The organism is Streptomyces asoensis (assembly GCF_016860545.1).
Taxonomy (GTDB): domain Bacteria; phylum Actinomycetota; class Actinomycetes; order Streptomycetales; family Streptomycetaceae; genus Streptomyces; species Streptomyces asoensis.
Genome location: NZ_BNEB01000003.1, coordinates 810,836 through 825,865 on the forward strand (window position 1 = coordinate 810,836; position 15,030 = coordinate 825,865).

Below are 15,030 nucleotides of genomic sequence, written 5' to 3' on the forward strand. Positions count from 1 at the left end.
CAGACGCGACGGGACAGGGGCCTGGCGCGCGGAGCGGCCGGCCGGGCGGGGCATATGCCCGGGCTGCACCCGCTCTGTGCCCCGGCTCCGCGGTGAAGGGGTGATGGAGAGCCCGTGCAGACCCGGGGCGGGGCGGCCGGGACCCGGCCGTCGTCACAACGGCCGGATCCTGAGGGGAACCCGAGCGGTCGGCGGGGTAAGGACACCGGCATGACCACCCCCAACTCATCGTTCCCCCACGCCTCACGCGTGCTTCCCCTCACCGCGGCCCTGCTCACCGGCACGGTCGCGCTCTACATGCTTCTCGTCGCCTTCGGGAACATCACCGACTTCGGCACCAACCAGCAGTTCGTGCGGCATGTGCTCGCGATGGACACCACGTTCAAGGACGACGACGTGATGTGGCGGGCGGTGACGAACAAGGGGCTCCAGGACACCGCCTACGTGGCGATCATCGCGTGGGAGACGGTCACGGGGCTGGTGCTCGCCGCCGGGACCTGGTGCTGGGCGCGCGGGGAGCACATACGCGGCCGGGCGCTGTCCACGTACGGGCTGGTGATGCTGATGCTGCTCTTCGGCGCCGGGTTCATCGCGATCGGCGGGGAGTGGTTCTCGATGTGGCAGTCGGAGAACTGGAACGGGCTGGACGCGGCGACCCGGGCGTTCCTGTTCGGCGGGGTGGTGCTGATCGTCAACCATCTGCCGTCCGGGCGGCCCGCGGACGCGGACCTGACGGACGGCCGGCCCGCGGCTACTCGACGACCCTGACCTTCGTCCCCGTCTCGCCGAAGGCCCACAGCGCGGTGCCGTCCGCCTTCGCCATCCGGATGCCGCCGGTCTGCGTGCCGGCGGCGGCCGGGGGCGGCGAGGCGCCGTCCACGGCGTTGGAGAAGGCGATGTTGACGCCCGACGTGGCGGAGAAGTAGACGATGTGCTCGATCGCCACGCCGTCGGAGCCCGTGGTGGCGTCCTTGCGGAGCGACACCGTGAAGCTGCCGACGGCCGGGTTCACCGTCCCCGGCCAGACCGTGAAGGTGCGGCGGGCGGTGTCGTCCGCGTCGACCAGCCAGACCCGGTGCTGTCCCAGGGAGTACACGATCCGCCGGCCGGTGCCCGAACTGTCCGGCACCTGCGCCGCCTTGGGGGTCTGCGACGGTTTCGGCGAGGCGGAGGGGCGGGTCCCCGCGGACGCCGAGGCGCTCGGCCGGTGCGCGGCCGACGCCGTCGGGTGCGGGCCCTGCTCGGCCCGCACGGTCAGGAAGACGACCGCGGCGATCGCGCCGGCCGTCAGGCTTGTGACCCAGACCCAGGAGGGAAGCCGTCGGGCAGGCACGGGCACGCATCTCCTCAGCTACGGGACCCCTCCGGTCGGGGCCCGATCATCGTACTGTGAGGCGCCCGCCGCTCGGTCCCCCCATGGCCTCCGGCGGCGGTCGTCAGTCCAGCACCGGCAGCAGCTGCGGCAGGTGGCCGTCCGACTCCGCGGCCGCCCGCTGCCGCTCCTCGGGCACCTCGCCGTACAGCGTCGTACGCGGCCTGGCCGGGCGGCCCGCCGCGTCCGCGACCGCGACGAGGTCCTTGACCGACTTGTAGGAGCCGTACGACGAGCCCGCCATCCGCGAGATCGTCTCCTCCATGAGGGTGCCGCCCAGGTCGTTGGCCCCGGAGCGGAGCATCTCCGCGGCGCCCTCGGTGCCCAGCTTCACCCAGCTGGTCTGGATGTTGGGGATGTACGGGTGCAGCAGCAGCCGGGCCATCGCCGTCACCGCCCGGTTGTCCCGCACGGTCGGGCCGGGACGGGAGATCCCCGCCAGGTACACCGGGGCGTTGGTGTGGATGAAGGGGAGGGTGACGAACTCCGTGAAGCCGCCGGTGCGCTGCTGGATGCCGGCCAGGGTGCGCAGGTGGCCCAGCCAGTGGCGGGGCTGGTCGACATGGCCGTACATCATCGTCGAGGACGACCGGATCCCGAGCTCGTGCGCCGTCGTGACGACCTCGATCCAGGTCGCCGCCGGCAGCTTGCCCTTGGTGAGGACCCAGCGGACCTCGTCGTCCAGGATCTCGGCCGCCGTGCCGGGGATGGAGTCGAGCCCCGCCTCCTTCGCCGCCGTCAGCCACTCGCGGATCGACAGGCCGGTGCGGGTCGCGCCGTTGACCACCTCCATCGGCGAGAAGGCGTGCACGTGCATGCCGGGCACGCGCTCCTTCACCGCCTTCGCGATGTCGAAGTAGGCCGTGCCGGGCAGGTCCGGGTGGATGCCGCCCTGCATGCAGACCTCCACCGCGCCGAGCTCCCACGCCTGCTGGGCGCGGTCGGCGACCTGGTCGAGGGAGAGCGTGTACGCGTCGGCGTCGGTGCGGCGCTGGGCGAAGGCGCAGAACCGGCAGCCCGTGTAGCAGACGTTGGTGAAGTTGATGTTCCGGGTGACGATGTACGTGACGTCGTCGCCGACGGCCGAGCGGCGGACGTCGTCGGCGATGCGGGTCAGGGCGTCCAGGGCCGGGCCGTCGGCGTGCAGCAGGGCGAGGGCCTCGCCGTCGGTGAGCTTCGTCGGGTCGTCCGCGGCCGTCGCGAGGGCCTGGCGGACGTCCGTGTCGATGCGCTCCGGCACCATGCCGGGGGCGGCCGCCTCCCGCAGCGCGGCCCAGTCGCCGTACACCTCGTCGAAGTCGTCGCGGCGGTCCGAGGTGCGGCCCTCGGTGTCGATGGTGCGGTGCAGATCGGTCCGCCCGGACGGCACGAAGACCTCCTCCGGCTCCTGCCAGGGGTGGCCCTCGACGACGGCGTCCGGCACGGCCAGTCCCGTCTGCGGGTCGGCGAGCGCGCGCACGTGCGGGAGCAGCCGCGGGTCGAGCCAGGGCTCGCCGCGCCCCACGAACTCCGGGTACACGCAGAGCCGTTCGCGCAGCTCGAAGCCGGCCGCGGCGGACTTCTCGGCGAGCTCGTCGATCTGCGGCCAGGGGCGCTCGGGGTTGACGTGGTCGATGGTGAGCGGGGACACCCCGCCCCAGTCGTCGACCCCGGCGCCGATCAGCCGCCCGTACTCGCTGTCGACCAGGTTGGGCGGGGCCTGGAGGCAGGCCGAGGGGCCCATGATGTGGCGGGCGACGGCCACGGTCGCGACGAGTTCGTCGAGTTCCGCGTCCGGCATCCCGCGCATCGCGGTGTCCGGCTTGGCACGGAAGTTCTGGATGATCAGTTCCTGGATGCCGTGGTAGGCGCGGGAGACCTTGCGCAGCGCGAACAGCGACTGCGCACGCTCCTCGTACGTCTCGCCGATGCCGATCAGGATCCCGGACGTGAAGGGCACGGAGGAACGGCCGGCGTCCTCCAGGACGCGCAGCCGGACGGCGGGCTCCTTGTCCGGGGAGCCGTGGTGGGGTCCGCCGGGCTCGGACCACAGCCGGGTCGCGGTGGTCTCCAGCATCATGCCCATCGAGGGCGCGACGGGCTTGAGCCGCTGGAAGTCCGTCCAGGACATCACGCCCGGGTTGAGGTGCGGGAGCAGCCCCGTCTCCTCCAGGATGCGGACCGAGATCGCGCGGACGTAGGCGATGGTGTCGTCGTAGCCGTGCGCGTCGAGCCATTCCCGGGCCTCGGGCCACCGCTCCTCGGGCTTGTCGCCGAGGGTGATGAGGGCTTCCTTGCAGCCGAGGGCGGCACCGCGCCGCGCGACGTCGAGCACCTCGTCGGGCGACATGAACATTCCGTGCCCGGCCCGGCGCAGCTTGCCGGGGACCGTGACGAAGGTGCAGTAGTGGCACTTGTCCCGGCACAGCCGGGTGAGCGGGATGAAGACGCTCTTCGAGTAGGTGATGACACCGGGCCGGCCGGCCGCCTCCAGGCCGGCGTCCCGCACCCGGGCCGCGGAGGCGGCGAGGTCCTCGAGCGCCTCGCCGCGCGCCTGGAGCAGCACCGCGGCCTCCGCGACGTCCAGGGCGACGCCGTCACGGGCCCGTTTGAGAGCGCGCCGCAGGGAGTTCTCGGTGGGGCCGGGGATCGGGCCGGGGCCGGTTCCGGAGGTCGTCATCCTTTGAGCATACGTTCGGGCTGATCACGGCCGACGGGACGCCCGGTCCGTCCCTCCCGCGGGAGGGTCACCCGGCGTCGCCCGCGCCGGTCAGGTACGCGGCGTAGCCGTCGAGCAGGCCCAGCACCTCCGCCTCGCCGGCCGGCGGCAGCTGCACCACGACCTCCTCGATGCCCAGGTCGGCGTAGTGCGCGAGCTTGCCGGGGGACGGCTGGACGGCGTACGGCACGACCTGGAGGGCGTCGGGCTCGCGGCCGGCGTCCGCCCACGCGGTGCGCAGCACGGGGAGCGCCTCGGTGAGACCGCGGCCGCCGATCGGCAGCCAGCCGTCCGCGTACTCGCAGATGTGCGCGAACAGCTTCGGTCCGGCGGCACCGCCGACGAGCGTGCGGGGGCCGGACACCGGGCCGCGCGGCTTCTGCACGGGCTTGGGGTACGCGGTGCTGGCCCGCACACTGCCGAACTCGCCCTCGTAGACGGTCGGCTCGTCCGCCCACAGGGCCCGCATCAGCCGCATGCGGTCGCGGACCAGCTCGCGGCGGGTGCGCCACTCGACGCCGTGGTCGGCGGCCTCCTCCACGTTCCAGCCGTAGCCGAGACCGAGGGTGAGGCGGCCGCCCGACAGGTGGTCGACGGTGGCGATCTGCTTGGCGAGGTCGATCGGGTCGTGCTGGGCGACGAGCGTGATGCCGGTGCCCAGGCCCAGGGTCCGCGTCACCGCCGCCGCCTGTCCGAGCGCCACGAAGGGGTCCAGGGTGCGCCCGTACTCGCGGGGCAGGTCGCCGCCGGCGGGGTAGGGGCTGGTCCGTTCGACGGGGATGTGCGTGTGCTCGGGCAGGTAGAGGCCGGCGAACCCGCGCTGCTCCAGCTCACGGGCGAGGCGGGTGGGGGTGATCGTCTCGTCGGTGAGGAAGATCGTGACGGCGATGCGCATGGGCGGCCCTTTCGCTGCGTACGGCTCCGTCGACGGCGTGGTCGCGGGTGACGCCCCCATCTGTACCGGGAGAAGGGACAGGTGTCCATACCGACTGGTCGGCACTGTCCCCGCAACCCGCCCGGGGTGTCCGGCGGACGGCCGCCGGACACCCCGGGAGCGGCTAGGGCGTGTTTCGAAAGTCCCGTCTGCCCGGCGACGCCTGGCAGACGGGACTTTCGAAACACGCCCTAGGCGTCCACCTCGTAGCGGCCGGTCTCCAGGAAGTACCGCAGTTCCTCGGGGGTGCCCTCGATGGCCTTCTCCGCGGCCTTGCGCAGGGCGCTGCTGATCGTCGGGTCGGCCAGGATGCGGGCGACGGCCACCCGGTCGTCCTCCGCCTGCGCGAGACGCAGGCCGGTCTTCAGGAAGGCGCGCAGGGCGTCCGCGGTGCCCGCGTCCAGGGCCCTGTTCGCTTCGCGCACCACCGCCTTGCCGCTGCGGGCGTCCGCGAGGATGCGCAGGACCGCTATGCGGAGGTCGTCCTCGGACATCTCGTCGACGGGGATGTCGGTCGTGGTCGTCGTCGTGTTCGTCACGGTCGCCGCGGGCGCCGCCGTGGTCGCCCCCGCCGCGCCGGTGGCGAACGCCGGGGTGGTCAGGAGCAGGGCCGGGGCCAGGGCTCCGGCCGCGATGATCAGGGCAGCGCGATGCTGTCGCATGGGGTGATCTTCCTCCGTGGTGTGACAGTCGTTGCAGCGGTCCGCGACGCTGTGCGCCACGGATCCCGCTGCCGGACGCCGGTCGTCTTCCGTCGGCTCTCGTCGCCGCACCCGTGCCTGTCCGGGCTGTCGGCCGATACCCCAATTTTACCTCAACTGCCGCTCTTTGCACGGGAATTAACTGCTGGAAGAGGCACGTCGGACCGGTCGTTCTCAGAGGTCACGGCCTGCTCGGAAGGGCGGCGCGTCCCCCTCCAGGAGGTCCGCCACGAGCGCGGCGTGGTCGGAGGGCCAGACACCGTCGACGGGGCCGTGGCCCGCGCGGCGGACGCCGTGCACGCGGCCCTCGCCGGCCGGGCCGGGCGGGCCCACGTGGATGTGGTCGATGCGGGCCGCCACTCCCGGCGGACCCGTCACGTAGGGGTTCTCGGCGCTCCAGGTGGCCGCGGGGGCGTTCGGAGCCGCGTGGGCCCAGGCGTCGTGCAGGACCGGGCCGGGGACGGCGGGTGTGCCGTGCGTCCCGCCGAGGAGGCGGAGCTCGGCGGAGTCCGGCCCGGCGTTGAAGTCACCGGTGACCACGGGCGGGAAGGCGGTGCCGTCGCGGTGCCGGGCGACGAGTTCCACCAGGGCGCCGACCTGCGCGCGGCGCACCGCCGAGGCGTGGGGGCGCGAGGTGAGGTGGGTGGTGAAGAAGGGGATGTCGAAGGCGGGGGCGGCGACCCGGGCGTAGAGGGCGGCGCGGCCGTCGGCCAGGTCGGCGGGCGCGGGCAGCAGCAGCGTCTCCTGTTCCACCACCGGCCAGCGGCTGAGCACCGCGTTGCCGATGTCGACCGGGTCCGCGCCGGGGCCGGCCGGGTCAGCGATCCGTTCCCGCCAGCGTCCGGGCTCGGGCGAGGGGGCCCACGCGCAGTACAGGCCCAGTTCGCCGGCCAGCCACTCGGCGAGGTTCTCGGCGCCGGCCGCCCACACCTCCTGGAGGCCGACCACGTCGGGGGCGAGCTCGCGCAGCACCGCCAGGACGGCCTTCTGACGTTCCCGCCAGGGGCCGAACCGCCACCACAGGTTCCAGGTCACCACGCGCACGTGCAGCCACCCGCTCTCGTCGTGCCGACGGCGTCGGGGACCATTGAAGCAACAAACCTGTGTGCGAAGGAGTCCCACGGATCATGACCCGTTCCCGCGACCTCCGCTTCCGCGCGACCACCGCCTTCCAGCGGTACCTCGCCAACCCGTTGACGCGCCGCCTGCCCTTCCACACCCTCCTGGAGACCACCGGCCGCGTCTCCGGCCTGCCCCGGCGCACCCCGCTGGGCGGCCGCCGGGTCGGCGACACGTTCTGGCTGGTCTCGGAGTTCGGCGAACGGTCGCAGTACGTCCGCAACATCCGGGCGGACCCGCGGGTGCGAGTGCGGATCGGCGGACGCTGGCACTCCGGTACGGCCCACCTGATGCCGGACGACGACCCGGTGGCCCGCCTGCGCAGCCTGCCCCGCGGCAACAGCGCGGCGGTACGGGCCCTGGGCACCGGGCTGCTCACGGTACGAGTGGAACTGACCGACTGACACCCGGCCACCCCACACCGCAGACGACGACGTCCACTGCGCGAGGCCGGGAGGCCGGGGGAGCCGGGAGGAGGCCTAGGGGGTGTCCGGTACTCCGGGCCCGGCTGACGGGCCCGTCAGCCGGGCCAGACGATCGTTTGGGTCTCGCTGTACGCGTGCAGTGCGTACGAGCCGACGTCCCGGCCCACGCCGCTCTTGCGGAACCCGCCGAACGGCGCCTCCATGTTGCGGCCGACGGTGTTGACGCCGACCCCGCCGGCCCGCAGCCGCCGTGCCACCCGGAACGCCCTCGCCACGTCCGCCGACCACACGTAGTCGATCAGGCCGTAGTCGCTGTCGTCGGCGAGGGCGATCCCCTCCTCCTCGTCGTCGAAGGGGACGACCGTCACGACGGGGCCGAAGATCTCCTCGCGTGTCACGCGCATGTCGTTCGTGCAGTCGGCGAGCAGGGTGGGGGCGACGTAGAAGCCCCTTTCCAGGGGCGGGCGTTCGCCGCCCGTGACCACGGTCGCCCCTTCCTTGCGGCCGAGTTCGACGTACGACTCCACCCGGTCCCGGTGGGCAGCCGAGATCACCGGCCCGACCACGGTCTGCGGCGCGCGCGGATCACCCACCTTCAACCGGCACGCGTAGGCGGCCAGTTGTTCCACCAGCCGGTCGTGGATGCCGCGCTGCGCCAGCACGCGGGTCGGGGCCGTGCAGATCTGGCCGCTGTAGAAGGAGAACGTGGTGCCGATACCGGCCACCGCCGAGGCGAGGTCGGCGTCGTCGAACACGAGCGCCGCGCCCTTGCCGCCCAGCTCCATCAGCTGCCGGCGCATGTCCCGGCCGCACACCTCGCCGATGCGCTGCCCGACCGCGGTCGAGCCGGTGAAGCTCACCATGTCGACGTCCGGCGACGACACCGCGGCCTCGCCGATCCCGACGGCGCGTCCCGAGACGACGTTCACCACCCCGCGCGGCACGCCCGCCTCCTCCAGCGCCTGCGCCATCCGGTAGACGGAGAGGGGGTCCTGCGGGGCCGGCTTCACCACCACGGTGTTGCCCATGGCGAGGGCGGGGGCGACCTTTCCGGCCGGGTTCGCCCACGGGTTGTTGTACGAGGTGACGCAGGTGACGACACCGACCGGCTGGCGGACGGCGATCGCGCCCATCACGCCCGCCCGCCCCATCGGCCCTGCCTCGTTGACCTGCGGGGCGATCGGCCACTCGGCGGGCTCCACGCGCGCGTAGCGGCGGAAGCGGGCCACGCCCACCCCGACCTGCATCCCGCGCGCGGTACCGGTCGTGGCGCCGGTCTCCGCCTGGGCCAGTTCGGCGTACGGCAGCAGCCGGGCGCGCATGACGTCGGCCGCCCGGCCCAGGATCGCCGCCCGTTCCTCCGGAGCGGTGCGCGACCAGGGACCGAAGGCCTCCCGGGCCGCCGCGCAGGCCGCGCGCACCTGCTCCCGGGAGGCCTCCGGAGCCCAGCCGACGGTCCCCTCGGTCGCCGGGTCGACGACCTCGTAGTGGCCGCCCCCGGGCTCGACCCAGTCGCCGCCGACGAACAGCCGCTGTCCCTCGGCGCCGGCGCCGACGGCACCTGCGGCGCCCCCGGCCGTCGGGCCGGTCACCGGGTGCTCACCGTCCGGGTGTCCCGCCCCGAGCGCAGCACCCGGCCCGGGACGGCGCCCGTGACCCGGTCGTCGCGGATGGCCGCCACCCCGTTGACCCAGACCGCCCGCACCCCGATCGCCCGGGAGTCCAGCCGTGGACTGTCACCGGGCAGGTCGTGCACCAGGGTGGCCTTGCCCGCGTCGATCCGCTCGGGGTCGAAGAGCACCAGGTCCGCGTGCCAGCCCTGCTGGATCCGGCCCCGTTCGCGCAGGCCGAACAGCCGCGCCGGGTCGTCCGTCAGCATCTTCACGGCCTGCTCCAGGCCCGCCAGCTTCCGGCCGCGCAGGCAGTCGCCGAGGAAGCGCGTGGTGTACGGCGCTCCGCACATCCGGTCCAGGTGCGCGCCGGCGTCGGAGCCGCCGAGCAGGACGTCCTCGTGGGTCCAGGTCTGTGCCCGCAGGGCCCAGGACGCCGGGTCGTTGTCGGTCGGCATCGGCCACAGGACCGTACGCAGCCCGTCCGCCGCGCAGATCTCGACCAGACAGGCGAAGGGGTCCAGGCCCCGTTCGGCGGCGATGTCCCGGACGACCCGCCCGGTGAGGCCCTCGTTCGCGGCGCTGTAGGTGTCGCCGACGACGTAGCGCCCGAAGTTCGTCAGCCGCCGGAAGACGCCCGCCTCCTTGGAGTGCGCGTGCGCGAGCAGCTCCGCCCGCACCTGCGGGTCCCGCAGCCGTTCGATCCGTTCCCCCACCGGCAGGCCGAGGACCGGCCCCCACCCCGGGATGAGGTTCAGGGCGCAGAACGTGCCCAGGGACATGTTCATCGGCGTGAGGATCGGCATGGTGAGGGCGACGACCCGGCCGCCGGCCTTGCGGGCCCGCTCGCTCGCCAGGAGCTGGCGGGGCACGCGCTCCGGGACGGCCGCGTCGATGGTGAGGACGTTCCAGTTCAGGGGGCGTCCGGCGGCCGCGCTCATCTCCGCGAACAGGTCGATCTCGGCGTCGCTGAACTGGTCCAGGCAGCCGGCCACGATCGCCTCGATCTGGGTGCCCTCGTGCTCGCCGACGGCCCGGGACAGCGCGAGCAGCTCTTGCGGGAGGGCGTGCCGGGAGGCGACCGGCTGTCCGTCGCCGTCGGAGTGGGTCGACGACTGGGTGGTGGAGAAGCCCCAGGCGCCCGCGTCCATGGCCTCGTGCAGCAGCCGGACGATGGCGGCCAGCTGCTCCTCGTCGGGCTGTCCGCCCACCGCGTCCGGTCCCATCACGTACCGCCGCAGCGCGCAGTGGCCCACCATGAAGCCCGCGTTGACGGCGATCCGGCCCTCCAGCGCGTCGAGGTACTCGCCGAACCCGTGCCAGGTCCAGGGCGCCCCCTCCTCCAGGGCGACCAGGGACATCCCCTCCACCTTGGACATCATGCGGCGGGTGTAGTCGGCGTCCCCGGGACGGTCCGGGTTCAGCGGCGCGAGCGTGAACCCGCAGTTGCCGCCCGTGACCGTCGTCACGCCGTGGTTCAGCGACGGCGTGGCGTAGGGGTCCCAGAACAGCTGGGCGTCGTAGTGCGTGTGCGGGTCGACGAACCCGGGGGCGAGGACCAGCCCGTGCGCGTCCTCGGCGGTCCGCGGCTCCTCGGTGACGGTCCCGACGACGGCGATCCGCCCGTCCCGGATCCCGACGTCGGCGGTGAAGGCGGGCGCGCCGGTCCCGTCCACGACGGTCGCCCTTCTGATGACGTGATCGAGCATGAGGGCCCCTCCTCGGCTCCGATGGGGTGGCGCCCCCCGGGGGGGGCGCGGGGAACTGCGCGACGGGCCACGGCGGACCCGCGGTCGCCGGGCGGCCCGCACCTCTGCGGCGATCACGCGTACGCGGGTCCGCGGCAGCGGCTACGCGCCCTGGCGGAACCGTGTCGTCCGGTGGACGGGGTCCGTGTCGATCTTCGGGATCACGTGCTCACCGATCAGCCGGATCGTCTGGAGCGTCTCCTCCTTCGGCACCCCGACGGGCAGTCCGAAGGACAGCTGGTCGGCCCCCGCCTGCTCCCACCGCTTGCACTGGCGCGTCACCTCGTCCGGGTCCCCGCAGATCAGCAGCTCCTCCTCGACGAGGAGTTCGACGAACTCGGCGTTGTACTCGGGCAGCGTCTCCGGCCAGACCGGGAAGCCCTCGGGCCGCGGGAAGGTGTCGTGGTAGCGGAACACCAGCGACGGCAGGTAGTGCAGGCCGCCCTCGACGGCGATCCGGATGGCCTCGTCGTGGGTCGGCGCGCAGATCGCGGTCGTGGTCACCATGACGTTGTCGTTGACGAAGTCGCCGATCGGCTCGGCGTTCACGACCGCCGTCTTGTACTGCTCCAGCACCCACTCCATGTCGGACACCTTCTGGATGCTGAAGCCGAGCACCCCGAGGCCCTTGCGGGCGGCCATCGCGTACGAGGGCGGCGACCCGGCCGCGTACCACATCGCCGGGTGGGACTTCCCGTACGGCTTCGGCAGGACCTTGCGCGGCGGCAGCTGCCAGTGCTTTCCCTGGAAGCCGGCGTACTCGTCCTGGAGCCACATCTTCGGGAACTCCGCGATGGTCTCCTCCCAGATCTCCTTCGTGAAGTTCATGTCGGTGATGCCGGGGAGGAAGCCGAGGATCTCGTGCGAGCCCGCGCCGCGCCCGCTGCCGAACTCGAAGCGGTTCTCGGTGAGGTGGTCGAGCATGGCGACCTTCTCGGCGACCTTGACCGGATGATTGACCTGGGCGAGCGGGTTGAAGATGCCCGAGCCGAGGTGGATGCGGTCGGTCGCGTGGGCGAGGTAGCCGAGGAAGACGTCGTTGGCGGAGAGGTGCGAGTACTCCTCCAGGAAGTGGTGCTCGGAGGCCCAGGCGTACTTGAAGCCGGACTTGTCCGCCTGGATGACGTACTCGGTCTCCTCCATCAGCGCCTTGTGCTCGGCGAGCGGGTCGGTCTCGCCGCGCTTGCCCACGTATCCCTGTACAAAGAGCCCGAATTCCACGGAGGTTCACCGTCCCGGTTCCTGGATCGCTTGTAACTGACGGACCGTCAGGTTGAGCGGATGCCGCCGACTGTGGCACCGGGTCCCACGATGGTCAATAGCTGACGGTCCATCAGATGCGGGTCAGATGACCGAGACGCCCGCCAGCCAGCCCCCGTCGATCACGAAGGGCTGCCCGGTGATGTAGGAGGAGTCCTGCGAGGTGAGGAAGAGGGCGAGCCGGGCCACCTCGTCCGCGCGGCCGATGCGGCCCAGCGGGACGAGCTTGCGGTACAGGGAGTCGAGGGCGCGCGTCGTCTCCTCGGGGTCGGTGTCCGGGTCCAGCCGGGCCGGATTGGACATCGCGGTGTCGATGGCGCCGGGGCACACCGCGTTGACCCGGATACGGCGGGGGGCCAGCTCCAGGGCGGCGACACGGGTGAGACCGAGTACGGCGTGCTTGGTCGCCGCGTAGGCACCGACCGCCGCCATGCCGGTGAGCCCGGTGTAGGAGGCGGTGTTCACGATCGTGCCGCCGTCGGACAGCTGGGGCGCGACGGTGCGGATCCCCAGGAAACAGCCGACCTGGTTGACCCGCACGACCTGCATGAACTCGTCGAGGGCGGTGTCGACGAGGGCGTTGAAGCGCAGGATGCCGGCGTTGTTGACGAGGCCGTCGAGATGCCCGTGCTCCCGCCGGGCGACGCGGACGGCCTCGGTCCAGTCCTCCTCCGCCCCGACGTCCAGGTGGACGTAGAGCGCGCCGATCTCCTCGGCGACGGCCCGCCCCTGCTCGTCGAGCACATCGGCCACGACGACCTCGGCGCCCTCCTCCCGGAACAGCCGCGCCTCCTGCTCGCCCTGGCCCCGCGCTGCCCCGGTGACGAGGACGACCCGTCCGTCGAGCTTGCCCATACCGACCTCCCTGGCGATCCATGGGACCGGCATCGTAGCGCTGTTTCTGACGGATCGTCAGATGCGTGCGGGGTCAGGAACCGCCGTCCAGCAGGGGTCCCACCTCGGTTCCGAACAGGCCGATCTGATCGATGAGTTCGCCGCGGTCACGGCACCGGAAGCGCACCTGGATCTGGTCGACGCCCATCGCCGCGTAGGCGCGCAGCGACTCGGCGAGGACCTCCGGCGGCCCCGTGAGGGTGCGGCGGCCGACCTCCCAGCCGGGCGCCCCGACGTACAGCGGCTCGGTGATGGCGCCGACGGTGAGGGGTGCGCCGTCACCGCGCAGCCGCCGCAGGGTCTCGATCTGCCCGGGCAGCCGGTCCCTCGGGTCTCCCTGGGGCAGCCAGCCGTCCCCCTTGAGCGCGGCGCGGCGCACAGCGGCCGGCGAGGACCCGCCGACCCACAGCGGAACCCGCTCCTGGGCCGGTCTGGGCCGCTGTCCGAGTCCCTCGAAGTCGAAGGACTTGCCGTGGTGGGCGGGGTACTCGTCGGGGCCCAGCGCGGCCCGCAGCGCGTCGAGCGTCTCGTCCAGGACCGCCCCGCGCCGCTCGAAGTCCACCCCGAGCGTCTCGAACTCCTCGCGGACGTGCCCGGCGCCGACCCCGAGGATCAGCCGGCCGCCGCTGAGGTGGTCGAGGGTGGCGTACTGCTTGGCGGTGAGCAGGGGGTGGCGCAGACCGACGACGGCGACGTGGGCGAGCAGCCGGACGCGCTCGGTCACCGCGGCGAGGTGGGCGAGGGTGGCCACCGGGTCGTACCAGACCGTGCTCATGGCGTCCGCCAGCCGCCGCGGGATCGCCACGTGGTCGCAGGCGGCGACATAGGCGAACCCGGCGCGGTCGGCGGCGCGCGCCACCTCCACCAGGTCGGCGGGCCCCGCGTCCGCCTCCCAGGGCTCGGCGTAGATCGTGGACTGGGACTGCACCGGGAGCTGGATGCCGTAGTCGAGGCTCACCGCGGGCTCCACAGGCCGTCCGGGGTCAGCCCCAGCAGCTCGATGGCGTTGCCCCGTACGATCCGCTCCACCACGTCCGGCGCCAGGTGACCCATCTGCGCCTCGCCGACCTCCCGCGACTTCGGCCAGGTGGAGTCGGAGTGGGGGTAGTCGGTCTCGTAGAGGACGTTCCCGACGCCGACGGAGTCCAGGTTGCGCAGACCGAAGGCGTCGTCGAAGAAGCAGCCGTAGACGTGACCGGCGAACAGCTCGGACGGCGGCCGGTGGACCTTGTCCGCGACGCCGCCCCACCCGCGGTTCTCCTCCCAGACCACGTCGGCGCGCTCCAGGATGTACGGGATCCAGCCGATCTGGCCCTCCGCGTACATCACCTTCAGGTTCGGGAAGCGCTCGAACTTGCCGCTCATCAGCCAGTCGACCATCGAGAAGCAGCAGTTGGCGAAGGTGATCGTCGATCCGACCGCGGGCGGGGCGTCGGCGGAGGTGGAGGGCATCCGGCTGCTGGAGCCGATGTGCATGGCGACCACCGTGCCGGTCTCGTCGCAGGCGGCGAGGAAGGGGTCCCAGTAGTCGGTGTGGACGGAGGGCAGGCCCAGGTGCGGGGGTATCTCGGAGAAGGCGACCGCGCGCACCCCGCGGGCCGCGTTGCGCCGGACCTCCTGCGCCGCCAGCTCGGCGTCCCACAGGGGGATGAGGGTGAGGGGGATCAGCCGGCCGCGGGCTTCGGGGCCGCACCACTCCTCCACCGTCCAGTCGTTGTAGGCGCGCACGCACAGCAGGCCCAGTTCACGGTCGGCCGCCTCGGTGAAGGTCTGGCCGCAAAAGCGCGGGAAGGTGGGGAAGCAGACGGCGGACTGGACGTGGTTGACGTCCATGTCCGCGAGGCGGGACGGGACGTCGTAGGAGCCGGGGCGCATCTGCTCGTAGGTGATGACCTCCAGCTTGATCTCGTCCCGGCTGAAGCCGACGGCGGTGTCCAGGCGGGTGAGGGGGCGCCGCAGGTCCTCGTAGACCCACCAGTCGCCGACGGGCCCCTCGTCGCCGGGTTCGCCCATGACGGGCTTGAAGCGGCCGCCGAGGAAGGACATCTCCTTCAGCGGGGCGCGGACGACCCGGGGGCCGGTGTCGAGGTGCTTCTTCGGGAGGCGGTCCTGCCAGACGGTGGCCGGCTCCACGGTGTGGTCGTCGACGGAGATGATCAGCGGGAGGCTCTCCGTGGCCTCGGCGGTCTCCAGTGCGTTGTCCATGGGGGCACGGTAGCGCCGATCTGACAGATCGTCAGCTATTGGGCGGGGGACGGACCCTGATCTG

The 15,030-nt window shown here is 72.8% G+C and carries 13 protein-coding genes; 2 read left to right on the plus strand and 11 right to left on the minus strand.

Annotated features, from left to right (window positions below):
• Window positions 1–210 precede the first annotated feature (210 nt).
• Complete coding sequence (locus tag Saso_RS16310) at window positions 211–768, plus strand: DUF2165 domain-containing protein (RefSeq protein WP_189920959.1); 558 nt, start codon at window positions 211–213, stop codon at window positions 766–768.
• Here Saso_RS16310 and Saso_RS16315 read toward each other — a convergent pair.
• The 5 genes from Saso_RS16315 to Saso_RS16335 all read right to left on the minus strand — a co-directional run bounded on the left by Saso_RS16315 (window position 752) and on the right by Saso_RS16335 (window position 6,749).
• Window positions 752–1,339, minus strand: coding sequence for a hypothetical protein (locus tag Saso_RS16315; protein WP_189920961.1), 588 nt, complete (start codon window positions 1,337–1,339; stop codon window positions 752–754). The genes Saso_RS16310 and Saso_RS16315 overlap by 17 nt on opposite strands.
• A 97-nt stretch (window positions 1,340–1,436) precedes the next feature.
• Window positions 1,437–4,031 (minus strand): bifunctional FO biosynthesis protein CofGH, encoded by a 2,595-nt coding sequence (locus Saso_RS16320; RefSeq protein ID WP_189920963.1) that lies wholly within the window; start codon window positions 4,029–4,031, stop codon window positions 1,437–1,439.
• Between the two features lie 67 nt (window positions 4,032–4,098).
• On the minus strand, window positions 4,099–4,965 hold the full coding sequence (locus tag Saso_RS16325) for an LLM class F420-dependent oxidoreductase (protein ID WP_189920965.1): 867 nt from the start codon (window positions 4,963–4,965) through the stop codon (window positions 4,099–4,101).
• Between the two features lie 230 nt (window positions 4,966–5,195).
• Window positions 5,196–5,666 carry an ALF repeat-containing protein gene (locus Saso_RS16330; RefSeq protein ID WP_189920967.1) on the minus strand — a complete coding sequence of 157 codons (471 nt, stop codon included), beginning with the start codon at window positions 5,664–5,666 and terminating at the stop codon, window positions 5,196–5,198.
• 213 nt (window positions 5,667–5,879) lie between these two features.
• Window positions 5,880–6,749, minus strand: coding sequence for an endonuclease/exonuclease/phosphatase family protein (locus tag Saso_RS16335; protein ID WP_189920969.1), 870 nt, complete (start codon window positions 6,747–6,749; stop codon window positions 5,880–5,882).
• An 83-nt stretch (window positions 6,750–6,832) separates the two neighbouring features.
• Between Saso_RS16335 and Saso_RS16340 the strand changes: the two genes are divergently transcribed.
• A complete protein-coding gene (locus tag Saso_RS16340) occupies window positions 6,833–7,228 on the plus strand; it encodes a nitroreductase/quinone reductase family protein (RefSeq protein WP_189920971.1) in 396 nt (131 codons plus the stop codon).
• Window positions 7,229–7,344: 116 nt separating this feature from the next.
• On the opposite strand, the gene Saso_RS16345 is transcribed toward Saso_RS16340, so the two are convergent.
• From Saso_RS16345 to Saso_RS16370, 6 genes are all read right to left on the minus strand, one after another.
• Complete coding sequence (locus tag Saso_RS16345) at window positions 7,345–8,841, minus strand: aldehyde dehydrogenase family protein (RefSeq protein WP_372442446.1); 1,497 nt, start codon at window positions 8,839–8,841, stop codon at window positions 7,345–7,347.
• A complete protein-coding gene (locus Saso_RS16350) occupies window positions 8,838–10,568 on the minus strand; it encodes an N-acyl-D-amino-acid deacylase family protein (RefSeq protein WP_189920973.1) in 1,731 nt (576 codons plus the stop codon). Before Saso_RS16350 ends, Saso_RS16345 begins: the two co-directional genes overlap by 4 nt.
• A gap of 141 nt (window positions 10,569–10,709) precedes the next feature.
• The gene (locus Saso_RS16355; RefSeq protein ID WP_189920975.1) at window positions 10,710–11,828 is read right to left on the minus strand and encodes an LLM class flavin-dependent oxidoreductase; all 1,119 of its coding nucleotides are present in this window, start codon (window positions 11,826–11,828) and stop codon (window positions 10,710–10,712) included.
• Window positions 11,829–11,951: 123 nt separating this feature from the next.
• Entirely contained in the window at window positions 11,952–12,722 is a 771-nt protein-coding gene (locus Saso_RS16360) for an SDR family NAD(P)-dependent oxidoreductase (protein ID WP_189920977.1), read from the minus strand.
• Window positions 12,723–12,795: 73 nt separating this feature from the next.
• A complete protein-coding gene (locus Saso_RS16365; RefSeq protein WP_189920979.1) occupies window positions 12,796–13,719 on the minus strand; it encodes an LLM class F420-dependent oxidoreductase in 924 nt (307 codons plus the stop codon).
• Window positions 13,716–14,966, minus strand: a complete 1,251-nt coding sequence (locus Saso_RS16370; RefSeq protein ID WP_189920981.1) for an amidohydrolase family protein — start codon at window positions 14,964–14,966, stop codon at window positions 13,716–13,718. The genes Saso_RS16365 and Saso_RS16370 overlap by 4 nt, the downstream gene beginning before the upstream one ends.
• Between the last annotated feature and the right edge of the window lie 64 nt (window positions 14,967–15,030).